Source organism: Halomonas sp. KHS3 (assembly GCF_000830495.1).
GTDB classification, from domain to species: domain Bacteria; phylum Pseudomonadota; class Gammaproteobacteria; order Pseudomonadales; family Halomonadaceae; genus Vreelandella; species Vreelandella titanicae.
The window spans coordinates 54,573-79,344 of record NZ_JWHY01000010.1 but is presented as its reverse complement, the minus strand read 5'-3'; the positions used below and the strand labels follow the sequence as shown (position 1 = coordinate 79,344).

Genomic DNA, 24,772 nt, shown 5'->3' with positions numbered 1-24,772 from the left:
ACGATTTCACACCACACCCCCACATATCCGGTCATTCAAACGCTGCTGGCGCTCCCACTTGCTGTAATCCGCCATGATGCGATCAAGCATTGCCCGGGCAGCGTCGTTATGGTCTAGCTCGGCACGGCTTTGAATGCCGCACGCTTTGCGCAGCCAGTCCGCACAATCCTCGGGGCCATGGGTACCGTCTGGAAGATCGCGGCGCTCTAGGGCGTTCGCCTGTCGGCGGCGCTGATCGAGGTAAAGCCCAAAGCGCTTGTTCTGACACAGCATCGCGGCGCGGCGGGCCTGCTGCCCGCCCTTTAGATCATTGCCACTCATCAGATTGCTCTCCATGGTCGTTGAGATCTTTCACTGCTTTACCGAATGCCAACGCGGAGCAAGCCACGGTGATAAACACGCCTGACAGTACCCCGATTAAAAACCACGTTACGCCGTCCATCGTTGACCTCCCGCCCGCTGGGCTTTGCGCATGCAGTGCTTACATGCGGGCAATGGTTCATGGGTAGCCGGGTCGCGAAACTCGCTAGGTGACTTGCGGTACTGGCATTCTGGGCACTTGGGCTGCTGGTAGGGATTGCGGGTCATGAGTCACCTCGCAACGCCACCAGCTGCTTGCCGGTTTCCATCAGCCAGTGAAGATCTCGCCATGCCTCCGGCTCACCAGCGGCATAGGCTTGCTCGGCCTGCGCCAGCAGGGTGGCGTTCATGGCGGCGCAACGGTTTAGGAGGTCATCGCTGATGCGATCAGTCCCCATAATTAACCGAGTCATGTCTTCTGCCCATTTAGTTGCAGCGGCTTCTTGAGCTGCCTTAATCTCTTCCGGTTTAAATTCGCGGCGCTCAACAAACTGGAGATCTTCGCTACTAAGCTTGATGGGCGGTATAGGCTGCTCAACTTTCTTGCTATCGAATTCGAAGTGACCAGTGACATCAGCGCCAGGCTTAGCCGGATCGAAGCCAGTCCAGCTAGGCGTGTCGGATGCACTCACATCAAGAGCCGCTTTACCTTCTAAAGTGGGAAGCCATGCATCACCTTCTAAAGTGGGAAGCCATGCATCGCCGCCCTGGCGGGCCACTAGCCCGAGCCTACACAGCGCTTGAAGAGCCTGAAGAATGTGCAGCTTCTGGTCGTTCGTTTTGGCATTCATGCCCACATACACGATCATCGACTTAGCCCCGCGATGCGTTTGGCGGTGCTCTTCGTAAATCACCTCAAGCACGTCGCGCTCGATTTTACTCAGCGGCATGGATAGCACCTCCAGCGGTGTAATAACTCTCCAGCAACGGCACAGCAGGCAACTCAACCGTGCCAAAGGCCGTTAAGCGATACGCATACCCACCCGCCCGCTCGACAAACTCCTGCTCTACCAAGGCGTCACAAGCAACGCGGATCTCATTCAGCGATACCGGGATCTGGTAGGAATGCGCAAGCGAGGTGAGGTGTGCGGGGTTACTGGATGACATGCCCAGCAAGCGCAGCACGATGTTTTGATGATCAATAGGGTTAAGCGACATCACGCAGCCTCCCGAGCAAGTTTTTCAAAGTGGAATTCCACGCGAATATCGGTCTCCACGATCAACCCATACTTCTTAGCCATGCGGTACGTGGGCGCATTACGATCCAGCGCACCAACGTAGCCAGCCAGCACATCGCGCCATTGCTCTAGGGTGTATGTCGCTTTGGAGAGATTGCAGGGCGCGCAAGCGGGCATAAAATTATCAATAGCGTGGTTTTCGGGCTTATCTGCACCCACCAGGCGCGTCTTATATCCAGATGATCCATCCCGGTATAACTCATGACGCCTACGCACAGCCTTGACGTGATCGGCATGCCAGCGCTGGCCTAGCTCTTCACCGCAGTAAGCACAGCAGCCGTCGAACATGCCAAATAGATCTGCACGCTCGGATTTTGTTAATCGCTTCACGACGCCACCCCCTTAGCCGCATCCATGGCCAGCGCCTTACCGCTTTCAGTCAGCCCCAGCACCTGGCGCGCTGGGGAATCGGCGCTCATGCCCGCGACCTCGATGTAATCCATATCGAGCAGCTCACGGCAGCGGCCGCAAATGCTGGCCAGCGGTAGGCCGGTAGCGTCTGCCAACTGGTTGCGGGTCATGGGGCCCTTGCTCACCAGCGAGGCAGTCACTAGCCCGCGGGAGGCGCTGAGCTTGCCTGAACGGCGGTGATCGCTGAATGCAGCCCGTTTTACTTCGTTGCCGCTCGGTTGGAATGCGGTATTCATGATTAACGTCCTCCCAGGGCGGCGCGTAGGCAGCGCATCCCTTGCTCTGAATTCATGCGTTGCGGCATACCCGCCGCTTCGGCGCGTTGCTGGGCGGCTTCACGGCTGGCGCGCTCTGCCCGTTCAGCGCGGTTCAACTGGCTGTCATGGCCAATCAGCGTGCGGGCCTGCAGCTGCTCGCCTTCCATCACGCGGTTAACCAGGGCGGCGTATTCCTTCCGGAAACGGCGCTCCATGCGATCGGTACGGCTTTCGCCCCCGCCGTGGGTCAGATCCCACCAGCCAACAGCTTGCCCTGCCATGCGTACGGCTTCATGGCTCCAGCGATGCCGCCCAGGCTGGTGAGCGTTTGCGGTGACTTCGCGCCATGCCTCGGCTTCACTGGGCAGCCCCAGGTCTTCCGACTTCGGCTGGCACATCGCCGCGAATGCGATCGGCGTCGGTGGCCACGCTTCGTCATTCGCTCGAGCTGCGTCCTGAACCTGCTGGCGAACACGGCGCAGGCCTAACGCCAGTTGTGCAGGCTGGAAGTGCTGCAGCTCTGCCCACCACGCACCGGTTTCATCGAATGCGCCCCACTGGCTGACAAACTTGCTCGCGTACATCTCACCCATGGCGTTGAACAGGTTGTCGATGTCAGAAGCGGTCAGTGCTGGCCCACTCGCCTTCGTACGTTCGCCCTGGCGGCTCTGGCGCTCTGCCTTCGTGGGCTGCTCGCGCTTCCTGAGCGGTGAGACGGCGTTTTGGAGTGCTGTTGCGGCGGTTTGCATGGTTGCCTCCGGCAGTGGCTACGGCGGTTTGTTGGCGTTGTTGATTTTCAAATACCCAGCGCACGAATCGGCGTGTCCAATCGGCGTGGGTGTTGGTTCGCTCTGGCTGGGCGGCGAAGTGTTCGCGGAAGTCGAGCAGCGCGGCGTGTACGTTGGCATCCGGCGCCAGCCCTCGCTGCCAGCAGGAAGCGGCATAGGTTTCCGGTTCTGGTTCCCAGTCCAGGTGCATGGCAGTTTTGCGGGGCTGGGTCAGATCGTCGGCAGCGGGTTCGCCGTCGTCGGCTTGCTGGGCGGCTTGCTCGAAGATGTTCGACTGAGCTTCGCCTGCGTCAGAGAGAGAGGGGTTTATGGTTAAGGACGGTTCGGGTGCATCTGTCGCACCCCGTTCTGCTGTCAAATGCACCCCGTTACCTTCACGGGGTGCATCTGTTGCACCTCGCTCAACTTCTCGGGGTGCGTCACAAGCACCCCGCTCATCTTCTTCAATCGCCGCCAAATCTAAGCCTGCATTCAAGTCCAGGTCATAAACTGTTGGGCGACGATCTGCACGCTCGATGATGGCAGCGACTACGCGCTGGTTGCCTTTTCTGATCAGCTTTAGCTCGACTAAAAGCTTGAGCTTTGACTTAACGGTGCGAGGTGCTAAGCCGGTGTAGCGGCAAAGCAGACTTACGCTTGGGAAGGCGTGCTTACCGTCATGATGAGCATGATTAGCGAGGCCAAATAAGACAGCGCGGGCGGCAGGGTCAGTCACCGCTTGTTGATTCAGCGCCCAGCTCATGGCTTCAACGGACATGGCCACCTCCGTCAAGCACTCTAACCAGCGTAGAAAACTCAGTGTGCGACAAAGCTACCAAGCCTTTGTGCTCAAGCACTTTTAGCAGCCGGTAAGCTGTATCTGGCTTATCCGTCAGCAACGGCAGGGCCTCAATGATTTGACGTTTAGTGATGGCCCGATAGGTAACGCCGCCTTGATTAACCTCTTCGGCCCAGCGAGATGCTTCACGCACATAAGCAAGCATGGCTGCCTGTTGGAGGTTGAGGCCATGCCTCAAGGCTTCGGGCTGATCAATGACGATGCGGTATTGCATAGGTCAGCGCCTCCCCAAATAGAAAGCCACGCCGCCACCCGCTAAAGTGGCAGTTGCGACACCACCCACCCATAGAAGGAAAACGACGTGGCTGAAAACGACACACAGAAAATGCTGAAAGCCGTGCTGGTGCTTCAGGCTGAAATACTTGGCAGGCTGGATAAGCTCGAAAAGCGAAGCGGCAACGCTATGGACAACAAAATGCAAGAGCGCTTGGGCATTATTTCGGGCGCCAAGGTTGATACCAGAGTTGAAGTCCTGGCCGAAGTTGAATCCTTGATGGGAAGCCAAACAGGGGTTCAGTTGAGCGACGCCATCGCTCAGTTGATCTTGAAGATGGACGAGGAAAATCATTAAACGCCACCCTTGAAGCTGGTGCGTCGCGTCTGGACTTCTCGAACTGCCTTGTACCAGGAGCGCGCACCACCAAACCAAATGATCAAGGAGCAAAAAAAGCCATACCGGTAAACGCGCGTTTCCTGCTTAGCGCTGGCGTTGGGGCAGTACACACACAGCCCGTGAAAACCATTACCAATCCACAAACTAAAATCAGTGGCGTCGTGCGTTATGTAATGCTCGTTTCCAGTCCACTCCTCGACATTGCGAAGCGTACGCGCCAGCCGAAGTGACTCTTCAATTAAGCTCATACAGCACCCCCTGGCGCCTTGGTTGGATTTGTAAATACGAGGCAATGCATTAGAGGCGAAGCCCTAGTCGCCGAATCTCAACCGCACTCAGCCGCATGCTTTGCTGCATAGCGGCAAGCTGATCGCTGTAATTAGTCTTCCCATGTAGCTCAGATAGAGGTAAGTGACCTTGGCTCATCCATCCGTATACGCTTGGAGCCGCAACACCCATTCCTGCAGCGACAGCAGAAGCGCCCCCGCAGTCTTTAATGACATCTCTAAGGGTTACAGGGCGAGTAGGAACACTTACAGCAGGTTCTGGTGCCTGCGAAAGAGTTTGTTGAGCAATGTCAGTCATACCTACCTCTTAGATCATGGTTATAATCGCTATATTATGGTTTAAACCATGCCAGATACAAGAAATTCCATAAATTTGATGAATTACTAACGTGACCAGGGCGGCTAAGATATGGCGTTAACTTGATTTTTCCTGGTATTTGCCAGAATCGGAGCATCTGACACATGACTGCTCAGCCGTCACAAAGTCCTTCTCATGAAGAGATGGAGACAAGGAAAAGGGTGTGGGAGAGAATAAAGACCCGCGCACAGGAAGTGCATCAGCATCCCTCGGATCATGGTATCAACACCAAAATCGCTGCCGATGCTGGCAGGTCGTCCCAGACAGTTGGCGACTGGAAGCATGGGCGAACGCCTGTACCCCCAAGCGTTATGGTCGCCCTTGCGAACAAATACGGGGTGAGCGCTCGCTACCTGGCATGTAAAACTGACGACCCACAGCAGTCCGAACAGGTTGCTGAATCCGACCTGACAGTTATGGCGCTTGAGATGGTGGAAGAGGCTCTGGTGCGAGCCACACTCGATGATGGTATTGACCCTATGGCAGGCGCCCGCCTAGCTATGACGGCATTCGAAATGCTGAAACAGGGGCAATCAAAATCCAACATTCTCGGCAAGCTGATATATGAGGCTGAAGGTCGTAGCGACGACAGTTAAAAGATTGGGCGTTCATAAATAGATATATACATTCAACATCGGAGTAGCGGACAAGTGGCCGAGCACCAGGAATATATAGACAAGCAGCTAAGCATGATGACCACAGCAATGCTGAAAATGAGTGATGCAAACCTTGCTTCTCAAGCAGTCCTAATCCAGGCTGTTGAAAAGTTAATAGCATCTGGCCAAGTGTTTACGAGGCCTGAATGCGAGAGTATCGTTTCATCATTCCAGGAGATAAGCGCCTTACAGCGCAGTATTAAGGATCTCATGGGAGATCTTATTATTGCAGAAAGAGGTGAATATGAACGCAGAGGCATCCTGCCCAACAACGGAGGCGAGCAATAGCATTCTGCTCGCCAAGTACAATGAGCGCCTGGAAAGGTTTGACGACGCGATAGCTAAACTTGAAACGCTAGTCGCAGCACAACGCCGATCCGGCACTAACCAAGAAAAGATCGCCGCCCCACCACTACAGGTGACGCTGTAAAGAATCTAACGGGCTCCCTGCACGCCCGCATTAGAGCTCAGCATCATCTCATCAGCCGCCAATCTAGGCGGCTTTTTTATTGCCTAAGCAAATACCACTGTATATCTAAACACGTCAATTTGGGCGCTTTTCGTTACCACAGAACTGTTTATCATTGCCCTAACACAGGTTGCCCGATATGCAAGGCGCAGATCATTAACGTTCATTAATCGCTGACGCCCTTGCATCTAACGCGATCCATGGAGAATGGAAGAAGAACCAATCTGAGATGAGGCGAACCGATGAACCGAACAGCGCGAGCGCTTGAGTCCTGTTTCAACCAGTACATCCATACCCCTCCAGTTACACTGCCAATGCCCCTGAGGGGTGGTCAAACCACTACTTTCAATATACTGTATATAGATACAGGTATTGGTCATGGGGCAAAGAAAAATGAACGATAGTCAGCGCCAGCAAAGCGCGCTCATACCACAAGCAAACATCCCAAGCAGCGAACTCCCTTGCCGATTTGTAGCTGTCGAGGATTTACCTTGCTCTCCCATCCCAGCCAGCAGCGATCTATACCTAGCTCTTATTGAATGGGCCGAAGGCTCCAAGACGAACCTTAAATAGAGCAGCACTCACCCTAAGGAAGATATGCCGACTTTGAGTCGGCATTTTTTTATGCCTAAATCATGGCTTAGTCTTGACGTTTTATGGTTTGTGCCATAAATTACATAAAACGAATCATAAGGAAGCGCAGCCATGAGCCTCACCAAGCGCCAAATACAGATCGTCACACTCCTTGCCCAAGGCAATACCGCTGAACAGTGCGCAGCGATGATGCACCGTTCAGCAGGCACCGTGCGGCGTCACATCATCCTGGCCTGCGAGCGCGTCAAGGCCCGCAACACTACTCACTTGGTTGCCCTGGCCATTACCCAGGAATGGATTCGTCTTGCGCTGGTGCTGGCGCTCTCGTTTTTCATGGCTACCGACAGTGGCGACGACCAGTACCGCAACAATGCCCGCCTGCGCATGCAGCGCCCTCATACACAGCTACGCCGGGAGGTGTGACCCATGGCTATTAACACTATCGAACAAGCCCTAGCGGCAATGGCAGACGAACTCAAAGGCGCGCGCATGACCAAGCTGGCGCATCAGGCTGTGGCCCGCGGTGGAGACTTGCAGGTAATGCTCGTCGTTCGCACGGCCAAGCAAGGCGCCGTCGTTTCCATGGAGGCTCGTGACTGTGTGGTTGAGAGCTTCGGTTCATTCATCCGGCTGACATAAGCCAGCAGCAGGAGCCTTTGCGCATGAGCCTACAAGCCCCCAAAACCGTTAGGGAGCCTCTACGCATGAGCCTACAAGCCCCCAAAACCGTTACCGACGTGCTGACTGCCAACAGCATACCGACCTCCTACACGATCACGCTCATGCAATGCCAAGAGCTGGCGCTAGCCGTGAACCTGCAGCGCAAATACGCAGTGCAACTGGAGACCTCACAGCACGGCATTTTCTGCGATAGCTGGCTAGCCACGCGCAACGCCCAGCATGAAAGCCAACGGCATCTAGCGAGCTTTTATACCCAGCCCAGCGGATTGACCCAGCTCTGCGCGATCAATGAGCACCTAACCGCGCTGCTGCACGAAAGCGCAGGCCCAGCGCCAGCGGAGGCAGCCCAATGAACCACGTCATCAGCCTCAAGTTCGTCATCAATCACTGGCGCCTGTTCGCCATGCAAGACGGCTACACCCTGCACAGCACCGTGATTTATGCCGAACCGGTGATCGGTGGCGGCTACCTGCCTGCATTCATCGGCAAGGAAGGCACAAAGATCATCGTGCGCACGAACGCCCCGCTACCCACTGAGCTAGCCGCACGTAACGCACTGCGCGATGTGCTTTGGGGTGCTCACGTAGAACAGCGCATCAACCTACAGCGCCACCCGCTCGAAACCGATGGCCCAACACAGGAGCTAGCCGCATGAGCACCAAAACCCAACGAGCCCTGCTCGCAGGCGCCGCCGTGGTAGCCGTCCTGGCGCTGGGCCAGCTCTCTAAAGGCGAAGCCATAGAGCAAGACGATTGGCTGACCGCCTACTGCACCGATGCCGCGGTATGGGCCGCCGAAGAAGCCCGCGGCGTGCCGCTAGAGCTTCGCACCGGCCAGCCCGACTACAAGGGCATAGCCGAGGAAAGCTGCCCAGGTATGCGCCCAGCAGGCCCAGCGCTACCCATTGACGTTTCCCCCGCACGGCTGGCCATGCCCGACACCGTGCCTTTCAACCAGTTTGTTCAGTTTTGAGGTGATGACGATGGCACAGATAAACCGTTCAGGAACCGTGACCTTTGGCGATGCCAGCATCAACATCTGGGAAGAGCCGGAACGCACCAGCATTGCCCAGTGGAACGAATGGGAAAAGCTGTTTCGTAAGCAGGTATTCAAGCGCTTTATTCAGCAGCTTAACCGGCTGGGTTGGCATGTTGGCGAGTGGGATGAAGCCGATGAATACCGCTGCATCGCTCATGACCACCGCACATGTACAAAAGGTGATCTACAGGGCCAGCTAGAAATAGCCGGACGCACTGTTAAATTTCAGATGTGGCAGGACGTAGCCAACATTACCCGCGAAGACGGTAAAGGCCGTCACGAGTTCGATAAAGAACAGCGTATGCCCTACCTGATCCATTTGGAAATGCAGCGCACCCGTAACCGGCTACGTGACTACTTTTGCAATGTGTTTGCTGGGTACGGATTTAAAGACTACAGCCCCAATACCCGGCGCCCTGGCCCTGGTGGGCTCACTGCTCTTGAGTGGGTAGACCGTGAAATGCGTTCCAGTTGCCACTACGTCGAAGAGCTAGGTCACGCTCGCATCGGCACGGAATGCAATGCCCGTTCAGCAGAGGGTGAAACCATCACTCATGGCTGCCGCGTTTACACGCTCGATAGCAAAGGCCGCATCGTTACCGGCACCGCCTATTACAATCTTAACCAGAGCTGGTATGTGGTCACTGGCAAGTATGGTGTTTTTTGCAGCCAAGCCTCTGAGATCTACTTACACAACCCTGGCTGCCTTCGGGTTAAGCGCAATGAACGCCAGCGCCGCCAGCGCCTAGAACGTGAAATGGCAAAGGCCATCAAGGTCATGGACTTCAAGCGCGCCCAGGTGCTGAAAGAAGTCCTTTTCCCCGAAAACGAGCCGCTTTACCTGATTTGGCACAAAGGCCACTCCGCGTGGTATGCGCCCAATTTCTGCGGCTATCGCAATAGCGCCAACGACGCAGGCAAATACACCCGCGCCGAGCTGGGTAGCTACATCACTGAAGACGACCTGACCAAGGCGGTACCGCTTGAGGAGGCAGCATGAGCACCTTCCGCGTATACGGCATGACCGAATGCAAAGCCCTGCAGCTAGCCCGTGCCTCTACCCCCCCCCAAGCCGGGGGAGTCGGTGAGCGAGTACGAGGAGCGGGTATTGGAGCGCTTCAACGTAATCATGGAGAGCAAGCGAAAGGTGCCATTAAGTGCGCCGTTCGATGCGCCCCAGTACGCCAAGCAGTTTATCGAGATCGCGAAGCGGTCAGGGCGGGCGCGAGACCTGCGCATCATGTTCCCGAAAAAAGTGCAGGTCATGAAGCGCAATAAGCCCGTTACCCAAACCGTTTGGCAGGAGTACACACAATGACGCCTAGCGAATTCCATCCCTTCACCGGCCAGCAAAACACGCGCTACTTAACCGTGATCGTTGCCGTGAAAAGCGAAAGCCCCGACTCAGCCATCAAGCAAGCAGTCGAAGCCTTCCCGTTATTTGAGAGCCCCAGCCACGCGCCCGATTGCGAAGTCACGGCCATTAGCTGCGGCGATGCTCTGGCTGAACTGGATAGCCGCACATGATCGACCAAGCCGCCTTCGACCGAATCTTTAAGCCAGCGCCAGCTAAGGGCGCTGACCAGAACAAGCAAAAGGACGCCTAACATGTGGTTCAAACACCTACACCTCTACCGGATCCACGAGCAGCAGCTGCTAAGCCCCGAGCAAATGGCCGTTATTCTTGACGAGCATCGCGCCAAGCCCCTGGGCAATGCCGACGCTCGCCGCATTGGCTGGACAGCGCCAGCAGGTCGCCTGGCTGGTGGACAGCTACTCCACGAGATCCAAGGCCACCGCTTGATTAGCGCCCTACGCCAAGAGCGCATGCTCCCCGCCTCGGTGGTGAAAGAGGAAGTTGACGAGCAAGTCGCCGAGATCGAAGCCAGCGAAGGCCGCAAGGTCACGCGCAAAGAGAAAACGGCACTCAAAGAACAGGCCACCGAGGCGCTACTCCCCCGCGCCTTCGTGCGCAGCCAAAAGATAGACCTCTGGTGGGACACCGAGCGCCAGCTAATCGGCGTCAACACCAGCAGCCGGTCAAGCGCAGAGGACGTACTCGACCTACTACGCCAAACCCTGGGCAGCCTCAAGGTCACACCACTATCAACGCAGACGCTACCCATCCGCGCCATGACCACCTGGCTAGGTGACACAGCCAGCCGCCCTGCCGACCTGCAGCTAGGCGACAACGTAGAGCTAAAAGCCAAGGGCGATAACGGCGTGGTGCGTGGGCGTGAGGTGGATCTCGACAGCGACGAAATGCAGCAGCTACTCGAAAGCGGACGCCACGCCAGCAAGTTAGCGCTGAGCATCGAGGGCCAGCTTTCGTTCATCCTCCATGACGATCTAGCGCTTAAGTCGATTCGCTTTGGTGACGCTCTCATCGAGGAGGCCGACCACGCCGACGATGGCGACGACGCCCTAGCCCGCTTTGAAACCGACTTCATCCTAATGGCGGGCAGACTGCGCACCAATGTTGAGCGGCTTGTTGAATGGCTGGGCGGCGAGACACGGCGGGAGCCAACCAGCAATGCATGACCCCATCATGACAACCGACCCACACACGGGCGAGCAGATCGAGCTTAACCGGCTTGCTCAACGCTACCAGTTGCCTAAAGGCACCGTTTACAGCCGACACCTCGCGGGCAAGCGAGGCATGGATCTCATTGCCCACCAAAAGCGCGGCAGCGTCAGCGATGCCGTTCGCGAACACCAAGAGCAAGAGGCTCGCGCCAGCTACATCGAGCAGGCCAAGCGCTCACCGCTAGCGCGCCCGCTGAACCATATAGCCGACGCCGGGAAAATGATCGGAGGTGACCAGCATGCCTAACCCATCCATAGACCCCGAAAAGCTACTGGAGCTATGCCGCAAACGCCAGAACGATGGCGGCGTCACCCTCAGCTGGCCGAGCATGCTGCAGATCGTTGAGCAGCTACGCCTAAGCAATGCGCTGGTTACCAAGCTGGAGGCAATCGACAGCAAGCGCCAGTTGCACGCGCATCAAAAATGGGCAGAGGCTAACGTCGCGCTGGATAAATTCAAGGAGGGCTGCCAGTGAGCAACCAACGCCCAAGCACAGAGCCCTTCATGTATTCGCCCAAAGCCTGCGTGAGCTGCCAGCAATACCAGCACCTTGGCTTTGATGACGACAAGCACTGCCCGTTTCAGCAGCGCACGTCGTTACAGCAAAAGCCAAGCCGCACGCCTTACGGCCGTTGCGATCACCATGGCGTGCAAGTGTTTGCTACGCAGATTTGCAACGCTCACGCGCCAGATCCGCACATCGAGTGCTTTGACGTTATCAATCGGCCAGAGCCGCGGGTAGCGATTCAGGAGGGCATGGCGTTATGAGCAACCTAAACCTATTCGGCCATGAGCTCGTCGTTGATAACTTCGCCGGCGGGGGCGGTGCAAGCGAAGGTATCGAGCAGGCACTAGGCCGCTCGGTTGACCTGGCTATTAACCACGATGCCACCGCCATCGCCGTGCACACCGCCAACCACCCAGGCAGCGAGCATTCAGTCGCGGACGTATGGGACATAGACCCCGAGCAAGCCACTAAGGGCATGCCCGTTGGGCTGGCATGGTTTAGCCCTGACTGCCGCCACCACAGCAAGGCCAAAGGCGGACGGCCCGTATCCAAAAGCGTACGCGGGCTGGCGTGGGTAGCTGCTCGCTGGGCGGCGAAAGTAAAACCGCGGGTGATCGTGCTGGAGAACGTCGAAGAGTTTCAGGACTGGTGCCCATTAATCAAAGGTGCCGATGGCAAGGTACGTCCTGACCCTGCGCGCAAAGGAGAGACCTTTCGGGGCTTTGTGCGAACACTCATTCGCCATGGGTACAAGGTCGATTGGCAGCTACTGCGCGCCTGCGACTATGGCGCGCCAACAATCCGTAAGCGGCTATTCCTGATCGCCCGCCGTGATGGCCTGCATATTGTATGGCCGAAGCCAACACACGCAGACCCAAAGCTGCCCGCTATCCAGCGCCGTAATCTCAAGCCGTGGCGTACGGCTGCAGAGTGTATCGACTGGTCGCTACCCTGCCCCTCGATTTTCGACCGCAAAAAGCCACTGGCCACCGCCACGCTTAACCGGATCGCCAAGGGTGTGATTCGCTATGTCGTGAATCACCAGCAGCCGTTTATCGTGAAGCTGAACCACACGGCCGACTATTACACGCCCTTCCGTGGTCAGTCGCTGCTACAGCCGCTGCAAACCATTACCACCTCACCTGGCTATGCGCTAGTGACGCCCACTCTAATCCAGACTGGGTATGGTGAGCGCAAAGGGCAAGCGCCACGATGCCTAGACCTGCATAAGCCGTTAGGCACTGTTGTTGCGGGAGGTGCAAAGCACGCGGTTGTCGCAGCGTTCCTCGCCAAGCATTACACCGGCGTCGTCGGTGCGGATCTGCGCGACCCGCTACCCACGGTCACCACCACCGACCATAACGCCCTGGTCAGCGCCTTCATGATCAACATGAAAGGCAGCCAGCGCAGCGCGAACGATGCACGCCACCCGCTGACCACGATCTGCGCCAGCACCACACACGCTTATCTGACAGCGGCATTCCTGGCGCCCTACTACGGCAGTGGATCTGGTGAGACAGGCCGCGACCTGCGCCAGCCAGCGCCCACGGTCACCACGAAAGACCGGTTCCAATTGGTCACCGTCATGATCGAAGGCGAGCAATACGCCATCGTTGATATTGGCATGCGCATGCTGCAGCCACACGAACTCGCCATGGCGCAAGGCTTCCCCGCCAGCTACCAGTTCGCCCACATCGACGGCAAGCCGCTGGCGAAGCACAAGCAAGTGCGCCTGATCGGCAACAGCGTATGCCCACCCCTTGCCCGGGCAATCGTAGAAGCCAACTTCACACACGAACAGCGGTACATGCCGCTAAGCGAGGTCGCGTGAGCGCTGCACTTGATGAGCTATTAGAGACAAACGCCCGCTATATCGCTACGGAACCGGCGCTGGATCCATGTAAGCGCCAGCAGCGAATCGACGCTATGAACGCTGAAGACCTGATGACCGATGGCGAGATAGTGCTAAAGCGCTTTTTCTATTCGCCGGTGGGCATCCAGTCGCTGGATCACCTGTTGTCATGCTGGCGACCCGGCAAAGGGCGTGGATGGACTGATAAGCGCGTGCTAACGACGCTCGAAAAGCTACTGGCGGCGGCGCTGATTAAAGAAGTGGAAGGCGCGCTAGAAAAGGAATACGAGCTGACGGAACTAGCCTTCCGCCATTACTCAGAGCACGGGAGGAAGACAGCGTGAGCATCGATCACAACTACGCACGCGGAAAGCTAAAGCTATTATTACGGGATCTCAGCAACTACAACGCCGGGGAGTTCTGGCGGGAAATGAGCCGTATCGCATCAGGCGCGACCGCTTCAATCCACGCAGAGGGCTTAAAAGCTGAACGCGATGCGCTGGCTGACAGCAATACCCAATTAATGCAGCAGAACGAAGCGCAGATAAGGATGAACGCTCAGCTGATGCGCGAGCGAGATGCCCTGGCGGCGCTTTTTGTGAAGCTTCAAGACGCTGCTACAGACTTGATTCACGCCTCAAATGAGGTAGAGGCAGGCGACGCAATGGAGCTTATCGCAGAGTGCAGCGAAGAAATGGCGCGCAAAATACTGGCTAGCCGCGATGCATCACAGAAGGCCGAAGCTTTAGAGAGATTTATCAGCATTTACTTAACGCCAGGCCTAGCGCACAACCGAGCTACTGGAGAACTGCAAGCGCTGCGCAAGCAAGCCGAGGGCCACCAATGACCCAGCAACCCACCCACACCCACCGCGAAAGCGGTGGGCGCTTTGGCCAAGTGACTACTTATTGGGGTGTCGGGCCGCTAGAGGGGCAACAGTTCGTTGTCTACCAAGACATTGATCGCGTGACTGAAAGCCTGACAACGATGGATGACTGGAGCGACAACTGGCGCCCGGTTGCGCCCGACGATTGCCCAGTATGCCTGGGTGCCGGTCACGACCAGTTCAAAGGCAATAAGGACAAACCCTGCGGTGGCTGCTACGGCCTGGGCAAAGTGTTGGAAACGGGCGAAGCACCAAAAGAAATGTGGGAGCTCGCCGCGGTGGCCACCACGATAATCACGCGCCAAGAGCATGAACTGCGCAACCTTCGGCGCATCGCGCAGAACCCAGCGGTGCAAGCGCTCATCGAGCAGCAGCGCCAGCACGCGATAGACGAAAGCACCGCCCGCCAGGAACAGGAATGGCGGAGGGGCAAAGGCCACGGCCCTGGTGGTCAGCGGCATACGGCAGACTGAGGAGACTGACATGGCAAAACTACTATCGATGAAAGCCGTTAGCGAGCGCGTGGGCTACAGCGAAAGCAAACTGTACGCGATGATACGTGAAGGGGAATTCCCGCCAGGGCGTAAGCTGGCAACTGGCGGTGTGCGGTGGCTGGAGTCTGACGTTGATGAGTGGATTATGCACGCATACGAGCAGGCACCAGAGGCGCGGCTGCGCCTTGCATGATGGCCTCGATATAATCGCTATACCACTGCAGCATCTCCCGCCGTTCTTTTAGATAGTCAGCATGGTTGTAAGCAGCGCGCACTTTGTCACCTGGCATGTGCGCCAGCTGCTTTTCAATCAAGTCACCGCGCCAGCCATGTTCATTCAACAACGTAGAGGCTGTCGATCGGAAGCCGTGACCGCTGAACTTGCCCTGCCAGCCCATACGCTCTAATGCTTTATTGATCGTCGTGTTGCTCATCGGCTTAGCCGGGTGCCGGTATGATGGAAACATCAAGGGCATGTGGCCGGTATAGCTGTGAAGCTCCTGAAGCAGTTCTACCACCTGTGTTGATAGCGGAACAACGTGTGGGCGCCGCATCTTCATGCGCTCGCCAGGAATGCGCCACTCAGCGCGCATGAAATCAACTTCATCCCAGCGGCCCTGCCGAAGCTCTCCTGTGCGTAGCATGGTGCGCATTAGTACGTGCATCGCTAATACATTAATCCGCCAGCCCCCTTTTGTATCAATCTGATTAGCGAGCGTGGCGAGATCTTCGGCAGCTAGTGACTTGCTGTGCTGTACCGGTGGCCGCTGCACCGCTCCCTCTATAGGGGCCGCTGGATCATGATCGGCGCGAAGCGTGCTGGCGGCGTAGCGGTAAATCTGAGCGATCCACTGGCGTACCAACATAGCGATCGATGGCGCTCCGCGGGCCTCGACCTTTTGAACCAGCCGCAAAACATCGGCGGGCGTAACCTGCCGGATGTTTTTAGAGCCAAACGCCGGGCGCATTTCCCGCTCTATGCCTTTTTTAACTTGCTGGGCGTAGTGAGGAGTCCATCGGGGCTGGTGCTTCTCCCACCACTCCAGAGCGATAGACTCGAATGAATCTTCCTGGCTACGCCGTGAGCGGTCGCGCTCTTCCTGCTGCAGTGCTTTGGGATCGATACCCTGGCTAGCGTTATGCTTCACAGCGTCCCGCTGCTGACGCGCCTCTTTTAGCGTGACTTGCGGGTACTGCCCGGGCGTATAGAGGTTTTCTTTTCCGTGCAGAAAATAGCGAATGCGCCAATACTTTTTGCCACTGGGTCGAACATCGAGGTAAAGGCCGTCTGCATCTGGAATGCGATACGGCTTTGCAGCGGGTAAAGCCTTGCGAGCCTTGGTATCTGAGATCGGCACCTGGGTAACGCTCTCGTGAAAATGAGTGTGCTGATAGTGTTACCCAGGATATTACCCAGGTCTAGGCCTAATTTATGTGGAGTCTTATGGAGTGATATGTAGAACTGGCGAGGCGTCTAGCGGGGTCGGTTTCGCTTCGTGGAGTTATATACAGTACTATGGAGGGTAGTCGTGATTATCCAGCATCACCACTTTTTGCGCTGACTGTTCCTGTGATGGCTGTTTATGCACCGACTGAGCTTGCGCCATTGCCCCACTTACTCCGTTGTGTCATTTCGACCACAGATTAAACCGTGAATGGAGTGATGATACCGCAACCGAGCACTTCCTTGCAGGGGTTAAGTGTCAACCAGCCCCCTCCCCTTTAGACCACCAGCGCTATGGGCGATAAATCACAGCTTTGGGGATGCCACACCGATGCCGCGAATAAGAAACCGTTCAGCCAGTCATAAGGCACGCTATGCTTAGGAGTGTAATACTATTCAGCATAGTGGCACTTTTCACTTGAGGGAATCCTCCCTTGGGTAATACTTCTTGCGGCCTCGCATTGCAGTGGAACTGGCAACGGGCCACCGCAGTCTTTATTATCTGCCGTCTTTTTCGATAGTTTTTTTAGCCAGTTAGGAGCGTGGGATGTCAAAGTGGTTTACCTGGGTGTGGGCGCTCTTATTCGTCGCGCTGATAAGCGCTGCGCCAGCTTATGCCAACACAACGCTGCGCGTAATTGCCTCCTTTTCAGTCATGGAGGAGCTGGTCAAACGAGTGGCGGGTGACACTGTCAGCGTCAATGTCATTGTGCCACGGGGAGAAGATGTTCACCGTTGGGAGCTAACCCCACCCAACGTACTGGCGTTAGAAGAGACGCATATTGTGTTTTATAACGGGCTTGGACTAGAGCCTTGGATACGCCATGTTGAGGCGATGTCTGACGACCAGCTAACGCTAGTGGAAGTGGCTAAAAAGGCCGACTATACGCCGCTGACGATTTCCACCGGACAGTATAAAGGCGAGCCAGACCCGCATATGTGGATGGATCCAGAGGGCGCTGCAGCCTACATCGATGTCATTGCTGAGACCCTGGCCGAGCATCTACCCGAGCAAGCCGATGCGTTTTATGCCCGCGCTGACGAGGCACGCAGGGCGCTGAACAATCTTAACCAAGCGGTAAAAGAGCGGCTTGAAGGTATCCCACAAACTAACCGCACATTACTAACCAGTGAGGCAGGTTTTGGTTATTTTGCCCGCGCCTACGCCTTTGATGCCCAAGGGGTGTGGGGGGTTAACCATGAGACTCAAGGCAGCGCCCAGGCAATGGCCAAGATCAGCGAACAGCTTGCCGAGAAACGCCCCCCTGCGCTGTTTTTTGAAAGCACTACACCTAGTATCCATATGGACGCCCTGTCCCGGGAGGCTTCACTGCCCCTAGCAGGTCCGCTGTATGTCGACTCGCTGAGCGGTGAAGATGGCCCCGCTGCCAACTACGCGGACATGCTGCGCCATAACGCTGAAGTGATGCATACCGCGCTAGGGGGCGCCACGGCCGAGTAAGTAAGCGACCGACCAAGCCTAGTCAATGACCTTTGTGGGTCGAGGTGCGTTCAACAGCAATTCAGTTAACGAACTGAGCACTAGGTCGGGATGGCTATTCTCTATCGGCTCCCCATGGTTATAACCATAGGGCAGCGCCAGAGTAGTAAAGCCTGCCGCCTTTCCAGCCGCCATATCGTGACGTGAATCGCCGACCATCACACATTCAGTTGGCGGTATTTGGCAATAGTGCGCGGCGTGAAGCAGCGGCAATGGGTGGGGCTTCTTTTCGGCCAAAGAATCACCGCCGAGACATAGGGTAAAATAGTTCAGCAGCTCGAAGTGATTTAACAGCGGCTCAATGAAGCGTTCGGGCTTATTGGTAATCAGCACCAGGGTCAGACCTTGCTGGTACAGCGCCTCTAGGGCTTGCTTTACGCCAGGGTAGAGCGTTGTCAGGGTATTGGGCGCAGCGCCGTAGTGCACCATAAACGCATCATAGGCACGCTGTTGCAGGCTAGAATCTGGCACGGCTTGCAACGCCCAGTTCAGAGCTCTTTCCATTAATACCGGCGCGCCGTTGCCCACCCAATCCCGCACCTTTGTCTCATTCGGCTCGGGTAAATCCAGCTCGCTTAACGTGCGTGCCACGGCAGCGGCCAGGTCGGGCACTGAATCGATCAGCGTTCCGTCCAAGTCGAAGGCAATTAGCCGTTTTCCCTGTAGCACTGGGTGTCGTTCTGAGTAGTGGCTTGGATGTATTTTCAATGCGCTCTGCCCCATTTTGATTTAAAAACCATTTTACCTGCTCAAAGCAAACGTTCGCATTAGTCAGACGCATCAGAACCTTCTATGCTGGGGCTAATTTAGTTAAGGAGGTAGTGATATGCCCACTCCCAGAATCGTGATTGTCGGCGCCGGTGCTGGCGGCTTAGCCCTTGCCACACGATTAGGCCGCACCTTGGGTAAGCGCAAACGCGCAGAAATTGTGCTGCTGGATCGCAATACCACCCACGTATGGAAACCGCTGCTCCACGAACTGGCCACCGGCGTACTGAACTCCAGCATGGACGAGGTGGATCTTCGCGGACATTCATCGGCTCACTTCTACCGTTATCAGCGCGGTTCGCTAACCGGCATTAATCGCGAGCAACAGACGCTGCAATTAGCGCCGATTCATGATGAAGATGGGCAAGAGGTACTACCCGCCCGCGAGCTTGCCTATGACTATCTGGTCATGGCCATAGGCAGCGTTTCCAACGATTTCGGCACGCCCGGCGTGACAGAGCACTGCCACTTTATTGATTCACCCGAGCAGGCCAAGGCGTTCCAGCGCGATATGATCAACACCTTTCTGCGCTATACCGACCCCAACCTACGCCAACATACTCAGTTAACCATTGGTATCGTCGGCGGCGGTGCAACAGGGGTAGAGCTTGCGGCCGAATTATTTGACGCTTCGCGCATGCTCAATGCCTATGGGGTGACGTCCGTGGATCACCAGCAAATCAGCGTACACCTACTGGAAGCGGCGCCGCGCTTGCTTCCAGGGCTTTCTGAGCGGGTCAGCCAAACTGTCAAAACAGAGCTTGAGAGCATGGGCGTAACCGTCCATACCGATACCGCCGTTAAAGAAGCTCAGGCGCATCAGTTGATCACCGGTGACGATGAAGTGATCAAGACCGATATCAACGTGTGGGCAGCAGGTATCAAAGCGCCGCCGTTTTTGGCGGAGCTAGGCCTGACAACGAATAAGAAAAACCAAATTGAAGTAAAAAGCACCCTACAAAGCGTCGATGATGAGAAAATTTTTGCTCTAGGCGACTGCGCCAGTTGCCCGATGGGTGAAAGCGGCACGGTGCCTCCTCGCGCCCAGGCTGCTCACCAGCAGGCTAAGCTGCTCGCCAAAAACCTGGTCAATAAACTGGAAGGCAAACCGCTAGCCGATTTCCGCTATCGCGATCACGGCTCGCTGGTATCGCTGGCCCGCTACGATGCTGTGGGCAATTTAATGCGCAGCTCCGCCTCCCGCGGCCTGTTTTTAGAGGGCTGGCTGGCTCGCCAAGCCTATGCATCGCTCTACCGGATGCACCAACTCTCTATTCATGGGGCGCCGAAGACGGGGCTGGCCTGGCTGGTCGATAAGCTTAATCGTTACTTAAAACCGCGCATGAAATTGCACTAAACGACACTTATTTATTACTTGGCCAGCGCCGCTCGCATCTGCTTGATCACCGTGTCATAGCCGTGCGGGTCGCTGGCTTGGTGGGCGCTGAAAATGGCGGAACCTGCCACAAAGGTATCGGCGCCCGCTGCGGCGATCTCGGCGATGTTATCCACTTTCACCCCACCGTCGATTTCCAAGCGAATAGGCCGTCCTGACGCATCAATACGCGCCCGCGCTTCACGCAGCTTGTCCAGCGTGCCGGGAATAAAGGATTGCCCACCAAAGCCTGGGTTGACGCTCATCAGCAGCACCATATCGACTTTATCCATCACATAGTCGAGATAGGAGAGCGGCGTGGCCGGATTAAATACCAGGCCGGCTTTGCAGCCACCATCACGGATCAACTGCAGCGAGCGATCAACGTGCTCAGACGCTTCCGGATGAAAGGTGATATAGCTGGCACCCGCCTCAATAAAGTCGTTGATCATGCGGTCTACCGGCTTAACCATTAGATGCACGTCGATGGGCGCCGTGACGCCATGGTTACGCAGCGCCTTACACACCATGGGCCCAATGGTCAGGTTGGGCACATAGTGATTATCCATGACGTCGAAATGCACCACATCCGCGCCTGCAGCCAGCACGTTATCCACCTCCTCACCCAGCCTGGCAAAGTCAGCCGATAAAATAGAGGGTGCAATCAAGAAATCCTGCGCAGCGGTCATATTCCATTCCTGCTTATCAATCAGTAGACGAAGGGTAGTCACTCGATATACCTGCGAATGTGCAGGCAAGAGAGCAAAGCCAGGCCGCTATCTTAGCAGAGCTGCTTAGCAGAACCACGTATCAGCTCTTTGCATGGCATCACACATATATTCTTAAATAGAATATAAAACATGATTGTAATTCCACATTGATAGATTTAATCTTGCCAATATTGCGACACTAAGCGCCTACTGTTTTTAAGGAGTTTCTCTATGGCACTGCCAACAATTTTCCGCCGCAGCCTGATTGCTATTGCGTTAGGCGTTACGGTAAGTGGAACCGCCGCCGCCCAAGAGCGGGAGCTACTTAACTCATCTTACGATATCGCTCGCGAGCTGTTTGCTGCGATCAACCCCGAGTTTCAAGCCTGGTGGCAGGAAGAACACGGTGAAGAGATTGCCATTAGCCAGTCTCACGGCGGCTCTTCCGCACAAGCCCGTGCCATCCTTCAGGGTTTACGTGCCGATGTGGTGACCTTTAACCAGGTGACCGACGTACAGGTACTCGCCGATGCTGGGCTGGTGGCCGAAGATTGGCAGGATGCCTTTGAGAACAATGCCTCCCCCTACTACTCCACCACTGCTTTCCTAGTGCGTAAAGGCAACCCTAAAGGAATTGAGAGCTGGGACGACTTAGTCAAAGAAGATGTACAGATGGTCTTCCCCAACCCGAAAACCTCGGGTAACGGTCGTTATACTTACTTAGCCGCCTGGGGCTTTGCCGAGAACGAGTTCGATGGCGATGAAGAGCAAATCGAAGAGTTCATGCGCACTTTCCTAGCCAATGTGGCGGTATTCGATACCGGCGGTCGTGGCGCAACCACCAGCTTTATCGAGCGTGAAATTGGCGATGTACTGATTAGTTTCGAGTCTGAAGTCAACAACATTCGCAAAGAGTATGGCAGTGACGACTACGAAGTAATCGTGCCACCCGTTAGCATTCTGGCCGAGTTCCCCGTGGCCGTTGTCGGTGAAAATGCTGAGCGCAACGGTAACAGCGATTTGGCCCAGAGCTATCTTGAGTACCTTTACACAGAAGAGACTCAGCGCCTGCTGGCAGGTTTCAACTACCGAGTGCATAACGAAGCCGTGGTCGAAGAGTTCGCCGACCAGTTCCCGGAAACCGAACTGCTTGAAGTGGATGAAGTGTTTGGTAGCTGGGATGAAGCCATGGAGACCCACTTTGAGGGTGGTGGCCTTCTCGACCAGTTACAGCGCCGCTAATATTCACTCATGAGCCAGCCTGAACTATGAGTCAACTTGCCTCCTGGCGAACCGGCAGCACCCGCGTGCTGCCGGGTTTTGGCCTTTCTATGGGTATCAGCGTGCTGTTTATCTCGCTGGTGCTGCTGCTCCCTATTACGGGCCTGTTCGGTCAGTTAGCAGAGCTTAGTTTTGCCGAATACTGGGCGATCATCACCGAAGGGCGCGTGGTTGCCAGCTATATGGTCACCATTGGCGCGGCAGCCGTTGCAGCGATTATCAACGCCATATTTGGCTTATTGCTGGCGTGGGTGTTAGTTCGCTACGACTTTCCTGGCAAGCGCTTACTCGATGCCTTAATGGATCTCCCCTTCGCGCTACCCACCGCAGTGGCAGGCATTACGCTTGCAACCCTTTATGCCAGTAGCGGCTGGATGGGTGGATTGCTGGAGCCGCTAGGGTTTCAAGTCGCTTACACCTGGGTGGGCATCGCCCTGGCCATGGCCTTTACCAGCATCCCGTTTGTGGTGCGCACGGTGCAGCCGGTGCTGGAAGATATGCCAGTGGAAGTCGATGAAGCCGCTATGTCATTGGGTGCTACCGACGGCGTGGCCTTTCGCCGCGTGATCTTGCCGCATATCTGGCCTGCCTTGGTGACCGGCACGGGGCTGGCGTTTGTTCGTTCGCTAGGCGAGTTCGGAGCGATCATCTTTATCGCCGGTAATATGCCTTATGAAACAGAAATCACCGCACTGATGATTTTCGTCAAGCTGCAAGAGTATGACTATGCAGGGGCCTCGGCGATTGCTTCAGTGGTGCTGTTTGTCTCGTTGGCGCTGCTACTGGCAATTAATATTTGGCAGGGCCGCTTTGTGCGCCGTCTGCATGGAGGTAAGGGGTAATGCGTCGAATTGGAGATGCGCCACTTATCCGGCGCCTGCTGATAGGCGCCGCTCTGGTGCTGTCAGCACTGTTTTTACTGCTGCCGCTGGTGGCCATTTTTGCTCAGGCATTCTCCCAGGGCGTTATGGTTTTCTGGTCGAATGTCAGTAACACCTTCACCCTGCACGCGATTGGTCTGACGCTGATGATTGCGCTACTAACCATTCCCGTGTGCCTGGTATTTGGCGTTGCCCTGGCGTGGCTGGTCACGCGGTTCAGCTTTCCTGGGCGGCGCATTCTGCAAACGTTGATCGATATCCCCTTTGCGGTCTCTCCCGTTGTCGCGGGTCTGATTTACTTGCTGCTGTATGGCCGCAACGGCTGGATCGGCACTTGGCTGGACGGCCATGATATTCAGCTGATGTTTTCTTGGCCGGGCATCCTCATGGTGACTATTTTTGTTACCTGCCCCTTTGTGGCCCGGGAACTGATCCCGTTGATGCAGGCCCAAGGCTCCCGTGAAGAAGAAGCAGCCGTGACGCTTGGCGCTACCGGCTGGACGACCTTCCGTCGTGTCACACTGCCCAACATCCGCTGGGCACTGCTGTACGGCGTTATCCTTACCAACGCCCGTGCGGTGGGGGAATTTGGGGCTGTTTCAGTGGTTTCCGGCGCTATACGCGGCAAGACCAATACGCTACCACTGCACCTTGAGCAGCTTTATCAGGATTATAATGCCGTAGGGGCGTTTGCCTGCGCGGCGCTACTCGCCTTTATTGCCCTACTAACGCTCGCCGCCAAGGCCGGGCTGGAATGGCGCGCAGCGCGCCGGGAGGCATTTGCATGAGCATTCACTTACACAACATCGCTAAGCACTTCGGCACTACCCAGGCGTTAGAGCCGATCAACCTGGATATTCACGAAGGCGAGCTGGTCGGCCTGCTTGGCCCTTCGGGCTCGGGCAAAACGACGCTGCTGCGGATTATTGCCGGCTTGGAAAATGCCGACCGCACCGCACAACCCAGCAAGATTTTGTTTGGCGACCGCGACGTGACCAATGTACATGTGCGCGACCGGCGAATTGGCTTTGTTTTCCAGCACTACGCGCTGTTTCGCCATATGAGCGTCTACGACAACGTGGCCTTTGGCCTGACCGTGTTGTCGCGTAAACGCCGCCCCAGCAGCGGTGAGATTCGCGCCCGGGTGTTTAGGCTACTTGAAATGGTCAAGCTGGAGCACCTCGCCAACCGCTACCCTGCTCAGCTTTCCGGCGGCCAGCAGCAGCGAGTATCGCTAGCCCGCGCCTTGGCAGTGGAACCGGAAGTACTGCTGTTGGACGAGCCTTTTGGCGCACTTGATGCCAAAGTGCGCCAAGAGTTACGCCGCTGGCTGCGCCACCTGCATGACGAGTTCAATTTCACCAGCGTCTTTGTCACCCACGACCAGGAAGAGGCGCTGGAGCTTTCCGACCGCGTCGTAGTCATGAGCAACGGCCGTATTGAGCAAATTGATACTCCCGATGAGCTCTACCGGGAGCCCAAAAACCGCTTTGTGTTTGAGTTTTTAGGCGATGTGAACCATCTGGAAGGCAAAGTGACCAACGGCGTACTTACCTGTGGCGATGCCTATTGGCACGTGGATCTACCCGATGGCCATGAAGAGCTGCTGCTACGCCCCCATGAAGTGCGGTTAACCGAGCAACCCACCTCTGAGAGCCACCTACCGGTCACTATCACGGCGATCTCGCCGGTGGGCGCAGAAGTGCGCGTGGAGTTGGAGGCGGATTGGCTCGCCCAGCCTTGGCTGGCTACCGTGCGCCATACTGACTTTGAGCACTTGGCGCTTCGCCGCGGGCAACGCTTATTCGCCCACCCCCGCCACTGGCGACGCTTTCCCAACGCTGAGTCGAAAGCAACGGAGCAAAGCCGCGTGGCATAACGCTACGGAAGCGCTAGC

Annotated in this window: 40 protein-coding genes; 26 read left to right on the top strand and 14 right to left on the bottom strand. The window is 56.3% G+C overall.

Annotation, left to right across the window (positions count from 1 at the left end):
- Positions 1-6: 6 nt before the first annotated feature.
- The 10 genes from RO22_RS19600 to RO22_RS19565 are packed head-to-tail and all read right to left on the bottom strand — an operon-like array spanning position 7 to position 4,106.
- On the bottom strand, positions 7-321 hold the full coding sequence (locus RO22_RS19600; RefSeq protein WP_041159163.1) for a hypothetical protein: 315 nt from the start codon (positions 319-321) through the stop codon (positions 7-9).
- On the bottom strand, positions 308-442 hold the full coding sequence (locus RO22_RS25220) for a hypothetical protein (protein ID WP_268747822.1): 135 nt from the start codon (positions 440-442) through the stop codon (positions 308-310). The genes RO22_RS19600 and RO22_RS25220 overlap by 14 nt, the downstream gene beginning before the upstream one ends.
- Entirely contained in the window at positions 430-588 is a 159-nt protein-coding gene (locus RO22_RS24705; protein ID WP_161793660.1) for a hypothetical protein, read from the bottom strand. The genes RO22_RS25220 and RO22_RS24705 overlap by 13 nt, the downstream gene beginning before the upstream one ends.
- Positions 585-1,250, bottom strand: a complete 666-nt coding sequence (locus tag RO22_RS19595; protein WP_041159162.1) for a hypothetical protein — start codon at positions 1,248-1,250, stop codon at positions 585-587. The genes RO22_RS24705 and RO22_RS19595 overlap by 4 nt, the downstream gene beginning before the upstream one ends.
- The gene (locus RO22_RS19590; RefSeq protein WP_041159161.1) at positions 1,237-1,518 is read right to left on the bottom strand and encodes a hypothetical protein; all 282 of its coding nucleotides are present in this window, start codon (positions 1,516-1,518) and stop codon (positions 1,237-1,239) included. Before RO22_RS19590 ends, RO22_RS19595 begins: the two co-directional genes overlap by 14 nt.
- A complete protein-coding gene (locus RO22_RS19585) occupies positions 1,518-1,928 on the bottom strand; it encodes an HNH endonuclease (RefSeq protein WP_041159160.1) in 411 nt (136 codons plus the stop codon). Before RO22_RS19585 ends, RO22_RS19590 begins: the two co-directional genes overlap by 1 nt.
- Positions 1,925-2,245, bottom strand: coding sequence for a MarR family winged helix-turn-helix transcriptional regulator (locus tag RO22_RS19580; protein ID WP_041159159.1), 321 nt, complete (start codon positions 2,243-2,245; stop codon positions 1,925-1,927). The genes RO22_RS19585 and RO22_RS19580 overlap by 4 nt, the downstream gene beginning before the upstream one ends.
- 2 nt (positions 2,246-2,247) lie before the next feature.
- Positions 2,248-2,859 (bottom strand): replication protein P, encoded by a 612-nt coding sequence (locus tag RO22_RS23930; RefSeq protein ID WP_152618928.1) that lies wholly within the window; start codon positions 2,857-2,859, stop codon positions 2,248-2,250.
- Between the two features lie 22 nt (positions 2,860-2,881).
- Positions 2,882-3,811 carry a helix-turn-helix domain-containing protein gene (locus RO22_RS23925; protein WP_052475721.1) on the bottom strand — a complete coding sequence of 310 codons (930 nt, stop codon included), beginning with the start codon at positions 3,809-3,811 and terminating at the stop codon, positions 2,882-2,884.
- Entirely contained in the window at positions 3,801-4,106 is a 306-nt protein-coding gene (locus RO22_RS19565; RefSeq protein WP_041159158.1) for a hypothetical protein, read from the bottom strand. The genes RO22_RS23925 and RO22_RS19565 overlap by 11 nt, the downstream gene beginning before the upstream one ends.
- A gap of 87 nt (positions 4,107-4,193) precedes the next feature.
- Here RO22_RS19565 and RO22_RS19560 point away from each other — a divergent pair, with 87 nt between their 5' ends.
- Positions 4,194-4,463, top strand: coding sequence for a hypothetical protein (locus RO22_RS19560; protein WP_041159157.1), 270 nt, complete (start codon positions 4,194-4,196; stop codon positions 4,461-4,463).
- On the opposite strand, the gene RO22_RS19555 is transcribed toward RO22_RS19560, so the two are convergent.
- Complete coding sequence (locus RO22_RS19555) at positions 4,460-4,753, bottom strand: hypothetical protein (RefSeq protein ID WP_041159156.1); 294 nt, start codon at positions 4,751-4,753, stop codon at positions 4,460-4,462. The genes RO22_RS19560 and RO22_RS19555 overlap by 4 nt on opposite strands.
- 558 nt (positions 4,754-5,311) lie before the next feature.
- Between RO22_RS19555 and RO22_RS19545 the strand changes: the two genes are divergently transcribed.
- From RO22_RS19545 to RO22_RS24310, 19 genes are all read left to right on the top strand, one after another.
- Entirely contained in the window at positions 5,312-5,746 is a 435-nt protein-coding gene (locus RO22_RS19545; protein WP_152618927.1) for a helix-turn-helix domain-containing protein, read from the top strand.
- Between the two features lie 93 nt (positions 5,747-5,839).
- Positions 5,840-6,094 carry a hypothetical protein gene (locus RO22_RS19540; RefSeq protein ID WP_152618926.1) on the top strand — a complete coding sequence of 85 codons (255 nt, stop codon included), beginning with the start codon at positions 5,840-5,842 and terminating at the stop codon, positions 6,092-6,094.
- Positions 6,095-6,980: 886 nt separating this feature from the next.
- Positions 6,981-7,292, top strand: a complete 312-nt coding sequence (locus RO22_RS19535) for a LuxR C-terminal-related transcriptional regulator (protein WP_041159152.1) — start codon at positions 6,981-6,983, stop codon at positions 7,290-7,292.
- Positions 7,293-7,295: 3 nt separating this feature from the next.
- Entirely contained in the window at positions 7,296-7,508 is a 213-nt protein-coding gene (locus RO22_RS19530) for a hypothetical protein (protein WP_041159151.1), read from the top strand.
- Between the two features lie 23 nt (positions 7,509-7,531).
- The gene (locus tag RO22_RS19525; RefSeq protein ID WP_041159150.1) at positions 7,532-7,903 is read left to right on the top strand and encodes a hypothetical protein; all 372 of its coding nucleotides are present in this window, start codon (positions 7,532-7,534) and stop codon (positions 7,901-7,903) included.
- Positions 7,900-8,205, top strand: coding sequence for a hypothetical protein (locus RO22_RS19520; protein WP_041159149.1), 306 nt, complete (start codon positions 7,900-7,902; stop codon positions 8,203-8,205). The genes RO22_RS19525 and RO22_RS19520 overlap by 4 nt, the downstream gene beginning before the upstream one ends.
- The gene (locus RO22_RS19515) at positions 8,202-8,522 is read left to right on the top strand and encodes a hypothetical protein (protein WP_041159148.1); all 321 of its coding nucleotides are present in this window, start codon (positions 8,202-8,204) and stop codon (positions 8,520-8,522) included. Before RO22_RS19520 ends, RO22_RS19515 begins: the two co-directional genes overlap by 4 nt.
- 10 nt (positions 8,523-8,532) lie before the next feature.
- On the top strand, positions 8,533-9,588 hold the full coding sequence (locus tag RO22_RS19510; protein ID WP_041159147.1) for a hypothetical protein: 1,056 nt from the start codon (positions 8,533-8,535) through the stop codon (positions 9,586-9,588).
- A 51-nt stretch (positions 9,589-9,639) separates the two neighbouring features.
- Complete coding sequence (locus tag RO22_RS19505) at positions 9,640-9,906, top strand: hypothetical protein (protein ID WP_152618925.1); 267 nt, start codon at positions 9,640-9,642, stop codon at positions 9,904-9,906.
- Positions 9,903-10,115 carry a hypothetical protein gene (locus tag RO22_RS19500; protein WP_041159145.1) on the top strand — a complete coding sequence of 71 codons (213 nt, stop codon included), beginning with the start codon at positions 9,903-9,905 and terminating at the stop codon, positions 10,113-10,115. The genes RO22_RS19505 and RO22_RS19500 overlap by 4 nt, the downstream gene beginning before the upstream one ends.
- 81 nt (positions 10,116-10,196) lie before the next feature.
- Positions 10,197-11,129, top strand: a complete 933-nt coding sequence (locus RO22_RS19495) for a recombination-associated protein RdgC (protein ID WP_041159144.1) — start codon at positions 10,197-10,199, stop codon at positions 11,127-11,129.
- Positions 11,122-11,421 (top strand): hypothetical protein, encoded by a 300-nt coding sequence (locus RO22_RS19490; RefSeq protein WP_041159143.1) that lies wholly within the window; start codon positions 11,122-11,124, stop codon positions 11,419-11,421. The genes RO22_RS19495 and RO22_RS19490 overlap by 8 nt, the downstream gene beginning before the upstream one ends.
- Positions 11,414-11,650, top strand: a complete 237-nt coding sequence (locus RO22_RS19485) for a hypothetical protein (RefSeq protein WP_041159142.1) — start codon at positions 11,414-11,416, stop codon at positions 11,648-11,650. The genes RO22_RS19490 and RO22_RS19485 overlap by 8 nt, the downstream gene beginning before the upstream one ends.
- Positions 11,647-11,943: a hypothetical protein gene (locus RO22_RS19480; RefSeq protein WP_052475720.1), complete on the top strand. Its 297-nt coding sequence runs from the start codon at positions 11,647-11,649 to the stop codon at positions 11,941-11,943. The genes RO22_RS19485 and RO22_RS19480 overlap by 4 nt, the downstream gene beginning before the upstream one ends.
- Complete coding sequence (locus tag RO22_RS19475) at positions 11,940-13,514, top strand: DNA cytosine methyltransferase (protein WP_041159141.1); 1,575 nt, start codon at positions 11,940-11,942, stop codon at positions 13,512-13,514. Before RO22_RS19480 ends, RO22_RS19475 begins: the two co-directional genes overlap by 4 nt.
- Positions 13,511-13,879 carry a hypothetical protein gene (locus RO22_RS19470; RefSeq protein ID WP_041159140.1) on the top strand — a complete coding sequence of 123 codons (369 nt, stop codon included), beginning with the start codon at positions 13,511-13,513 and terminating at the stop codon, positions 13,877-13,879. Before RO22_RS19475 ends, RO22_RS19470 begins: the two co-directional genes overlap by 4 nt.
- On the top strand, positions 13,876-14,382 hold the full coding sequence (locus RO22_RS19465; RefSeq protein WP_041159139.1) for a hypothetical protein: 507 nt from the start codon (positions 13,876-13,878) through the stop codon (positions 14,380-14,382). The genes RO22_RS19470 and RO22_RS19465 overlap by 4 nt, the downstream gene beginning before the upstream one ends.
- Positions 14,379-14,894, top strand: a complete 516-nt coding sequence (locus RO22_RS19460) for a hypothetical protein (protein WP_041159138.1) — start codon at positions 14,379-14,381, stop codon at positions 14,892-14,894. Before RO22_RS19465 ends, RO22_RS19460 begins: the two co-directional genes overlap by 4 nt.
- A 10-nt stretch (positions 14,895-14,904) precedes the next feature.
- A complete protein-coding gene (locus RO22_RS24310) occupies positions 14,905-15,108 on the top strand; it encodes a helix-turn-helix transcriptional regulator (RefSeq protein ID WP_022522810.1) in 204 nt (67 codons plus the stop codon).
- On the opposite strand, the gene RO22_RS19455 is transcribed toward RO22_RS24310, so the two are convergent.
- On the bottom strand, positions 15,059-16,273 hold the full coding sequence (locus RO22_RS19455) for a tyrosine-type recombinase/integrase (RefSeq protein ID WP_041159137.1): 1,215 nt from the start codon (positions 16,271-16,273) through the stop codon (positions 15,059-15,061). The genes RO22_RS24310 and RO22_RS19455 overlap by 50 nt on opposite strands.
- Positions 16,274-16,906: 633 nt before the next feature.
- Between RO22_RS19455 and RO22_RS19450 the strand changes: the two genes are divergently transcribed.
- Complete coding sequence (locus tag RO22_RS19450) at positions 16,907-17,821, top strand: metal ABC transporter substrate-binding protein (protein WP_009287987.1); 915 nt, start codon at positions 16,907-16,909, stop codon at positions 17,819-17,821.
- Between the two features lie 18 nt (positions 17,822-17,839).
- Here RO22_RS19450 and RO22_RS19445 read toward each other — a convergent pair whose 3' ends face one another.
- On the bottom strand, positions 17,840-18,583 hold the full coding sequence (locus RO22_RS19445; RefSeq protein WP_052475719.1) for a phosphoglycolate phosphatase: 744 nt from the start codon (positions 18,581-18,583) through the stop codon (positions 17,840-17,842).
- Positions 18,584-18,686: 103 nt separating this feature from the next.
- Here RO22_RS19445 and RO22_RS19440 point away from each other — a divergent pair, with 103 nt between their 5' ends.
- Positions 18,687-19,985 carry an NAD(P)/FAD-dependent oxidoreductase gene (locus RO22_RS19440; RefSeq protein WP_041159136.1) on the top strand — a complete coding sequence of 433 codons (1,299 nt, stop codon included), beginning with the start codon at positions 18,687-18,689 and terminating at the stop codon, positions 19,983-19,985.
- A 14-nt stretch (positions 19,986-19,999) separates the two neighbouring features.
- Here RO22_RS19440 and rpe read toward each other — a convergent pair whose 3' ends face one another.
- The gene (gene rpe / locus RO22_RS19435; RefSeq protein ID WP_039860090.1) at positions 20,000-20,692 is read right to left on the bottom strand and encodes a ribulose-phosphate 3-epimerase; all 693 of its coding nucleotides are present in this window, start codon (positions 20,690-20,692) and stop codon (positions 20,000-20,002) included.
- 252 nt (positions 20,693-20,944) lie between these two features.
- Between rpe and cysP the strand changes: the two genes are divergently transcribed.
- Genes cysP through RO22_RS19415 form a run of 4 tightly spaced genes read left to right on the top strand, consistent with a single transcriptional unit; the run spans position 20,945 to position 24,754 of the window.
- A complete protein-coding gene (cysP, locus tag RO22_RS19430) occupies positions 20,945-21,955 on the top strand; it encodes a thiosulfate ABC transporter substrate-binding protein CysP (RefSeq protein ID WP_009287983.1) in 1,011 nt (336 codons plus the stop codon).
- 26 nt (positions 21,956-21,981) lie between these two features.
- Complete coding sequence (gene cysT / locus RO22_RS19425) at positions 21,982-22,836, top strand: sulfate ABC transporter permease subunit CysT (protein WP_009287982.1); 855 nt, start codon at positions 21,982-21,984, stop codon at positions 22,834-22,836.
- Positions 22,836-23,663: a sulfate ABC transporter permease subunit CysW gene (gene cysW, locus RO22_RS19420; RefSeq protein WP_009287981.1), complete on the top strand. Its 828-nt coding sequence runs from the start codon at positions 22,836-22,838 to the stop codon at positions 23,661-23,663. The genes cysT and cysW overlap by 1 nt, the downstream gene beginning before the upstream one ends.
- Positions 23,660-24,754, top strand: a complete 1,095-nt coding sequence (locus RO22_RS19415) for a sulfate/molybdate ABC transporter ATP-binding protein (RefSeq protein WP_027958423.1) — start codon at positions 23,660-23,662, stop codon at positions 24,752-24,754. Before cysW ends, RO22_RS19415 begins: the two co-directional genes overlap by 4 nt.
- Positions 24,755-24,772 lie beyond the last annotated feature (18 nt).

Coding starts and splice junctions, on each gene's coding strand:
- RO22_RS19600 (WP_041159163.1), bottom strand. CDS start 321: ATGAGTGGCAATGATCTAAAGGGCGGGCAGCAGGCCCGCCGCGCCGCG.
- RO22_RS25220 (WP_268747822.1), bottom strand. CDS start 442: ATGGACGGCGTAACGTGGTTTTTAATCGGGGTACTGTCAGGCGTGTTT.
- RO22_RS24705 (WP_161793660.1), bottom strand. CDS start 588: ATGACCCGCAATCCCTACCAGCAGCCCAAGTGCCCAGAATGCCAGTAC.
- RO22_RS19595 (WP_041159162.1), bottom strand. CDS start 1,250: ATGCCGCTGAGTAAAATCGAGCGCGACGTGCTTGAGGTGATTTACGAA.
- RO22_RS19590 (WP_041159161.1), bottom strand. CDS start 1,518: ATGTCGCTTAACCCTATTGATCATCAAAACATCGTGCTGCGCTTGCTG.
- RO22_RS19580 (WP_041159159.1), bottom strand. CDS start 2,245: ATGAATACCGCATTCCAACCGAGCGGCAACGAAGTAAAACGGGCTGCA.
- RO22_RS23930 (WP_152618928.1), bottom strand. CDS start 2,859: ATGGGTGAGATGTACGCGAGCAAGTTTGTCAGCCAGTGGGGCGCATTC.
- RO22_RS23925 (WP_052475721.1), bottom strand. CDS start 3,811: ATGTCCGTTGAAGCCATGAGCTGGGCGCTGAATCAACAAGCGGTGACT.
- RO22_RS19565 (WP_041159158.1), bottom strand. CDS start 4,106: ATGCAATACCGCATCGTCATTGATCAGCCCGAAGCCTTGAGGCATGGC.
- RO22_RS19555 (WP_041159156.1), bottom strand. CDS start 4,753: ATGAGCTTAATTGAAGAGTCACTTCGGCTGGCGCGTACGCTTCGCAAT.
- RO22_RS19540 (WP_152618926.1), top strand. CDS start 5,840: ATGATGACCACAGCAATGCTGAAAATGAGTGATGCAAACCTTGCTTCT.
- RO22_RS19535 (WP_041159152.1), top strand. CDS start 6,981: ATGAGCCTCACCAAGCGCCAAATACAGATCGTCACACTCCTTGCCCAA.
- RO22_RS19530 (WP_041159151.1), top strand. CDS start 7,296: ATGGCTATTAACACTATCGAACAAGCCCTAGCGGCAATGGCAGACGAA.
- RO22_RS19525 (WP_041159150.1), top strand. CDS start 7,532: ATGAGCCTACAAGCCCCCAAAACCGTTAGGGAGCCTCTACGCATGAGC.
- RO22_RS19520 (WP_041159149.1), top strand. CDS start 7,900: ATGAACCACGTCATCAGCCTCAAGTTCGTCATCAATCACTGGCGCCTG.
- RO22_RS19515 (WP_041159148.1), top strand. CDS start 8,202: ATGAGCACCAAAACCCAACGAGCCCTGCTCGCAGGCGCCGCCGTGGTA.
- RO22_RS19510 (WP_041159147.1), top strand. CDS start 8,533: ATGGCACAGATAAACCGTTCAGGAACCGTGACCTTTGGCGATGCCAGC.
- RO22_RS19500 (WP_041159145.1), top strand. CDS start 9,903: ATGACGCCTAGCGAATTCCATCCCTTCACCGGCCAGCAAAACACGCGC.
- RO22_RS19495 (WP_041159144.1), top strand. CDS start 10,197: ATGTGGTTCAAACACCTACACCTCTACCGGATCCACGAGCAGCAGCTG.
- RO22_RS19490 (WP_041159143.1), top strand. CDS start 11,122: ATGCATGACCCCATCATGACAACCGACCCACACACGGGCGAGCAGATC.
- RO22_RS19485 (WP_041159142.1), top strand. CDS start 11,414: ATGCCTAACCCATCCATAGACCCCGAAAAGCTACTGGAGCTATGCCGC.
- RO22_RS19475 (WP_041159141.1), top strand. CDS start 11,940: ATGAGCAACCTAAACCTATTCGGCCATGAGCTCGTCGTTGATAACTTC.
- RO22_RS19460 (WP_041159138.1), top strand. CDS start 14,379: ATGACCCAGCAACCCACCCACACCCACCGCGAAAGCGGTGGGCGCTTT.
- RO22_RS24310 (WP_022522810.1), top strand. CDS start 14,905: ATGGCAAAACTACTATCGATGAAAGCCGTTAGCGAGCGCGTGGGCTAC.
- RO22_RS19450 (WP_009287987.1), top strand. CDS start 16,907: ATGTCAAAGTGGTTTACCTGGGTGTGGGCGCTCTTATTCGTCGCGCTG.
- RO22_RS19445 (WP_052475719.1), bottom strand. CDS start 18,583: ATGGGGCAGAGCGCATTGAAAATACATCCAAGCCACTACTCAGAACGA.
- RO22_RS19440 (WP_041159136.1), top strand. CDS start 18,687: ATGCCCACTCCCAGAATCGTGATTGTCGGCGCCGGTGCTGGCGGCTTA.
- rpe (WP_039860090.1), bottom strand. CDS start 20,692: ATGACCGCTGCGCAGGATTTCTTGATTGCACCCTCTATTTTATCGGCT.
- cysP (WP_009287983.1), top strand. CDS start 20,945: ATGGCACTGCCAACAATTTTCCGCCGCAGCCTGATTGCTATTGCGTTA.
- cysT (WP_009287982.1), top strand. CDS start 21,982: ATGAGTCAACTTGCCTCCTGGCGAACCGGCAGCACCCGCGTGCTGCCG.
- cysW (WP_009287981.1), top strand. CDS start 22,836: ATGCGTCGAATTGGAGATGCGCCACTTATCCGGCGCCTGCTGATAGGC.
- RO22_RS19415 (WP_027958423.1), top strand. CDS start 23,660: ATGAGCATTCACTTACACAACATCGCTAAGCACTTCGGCACTACCCAG.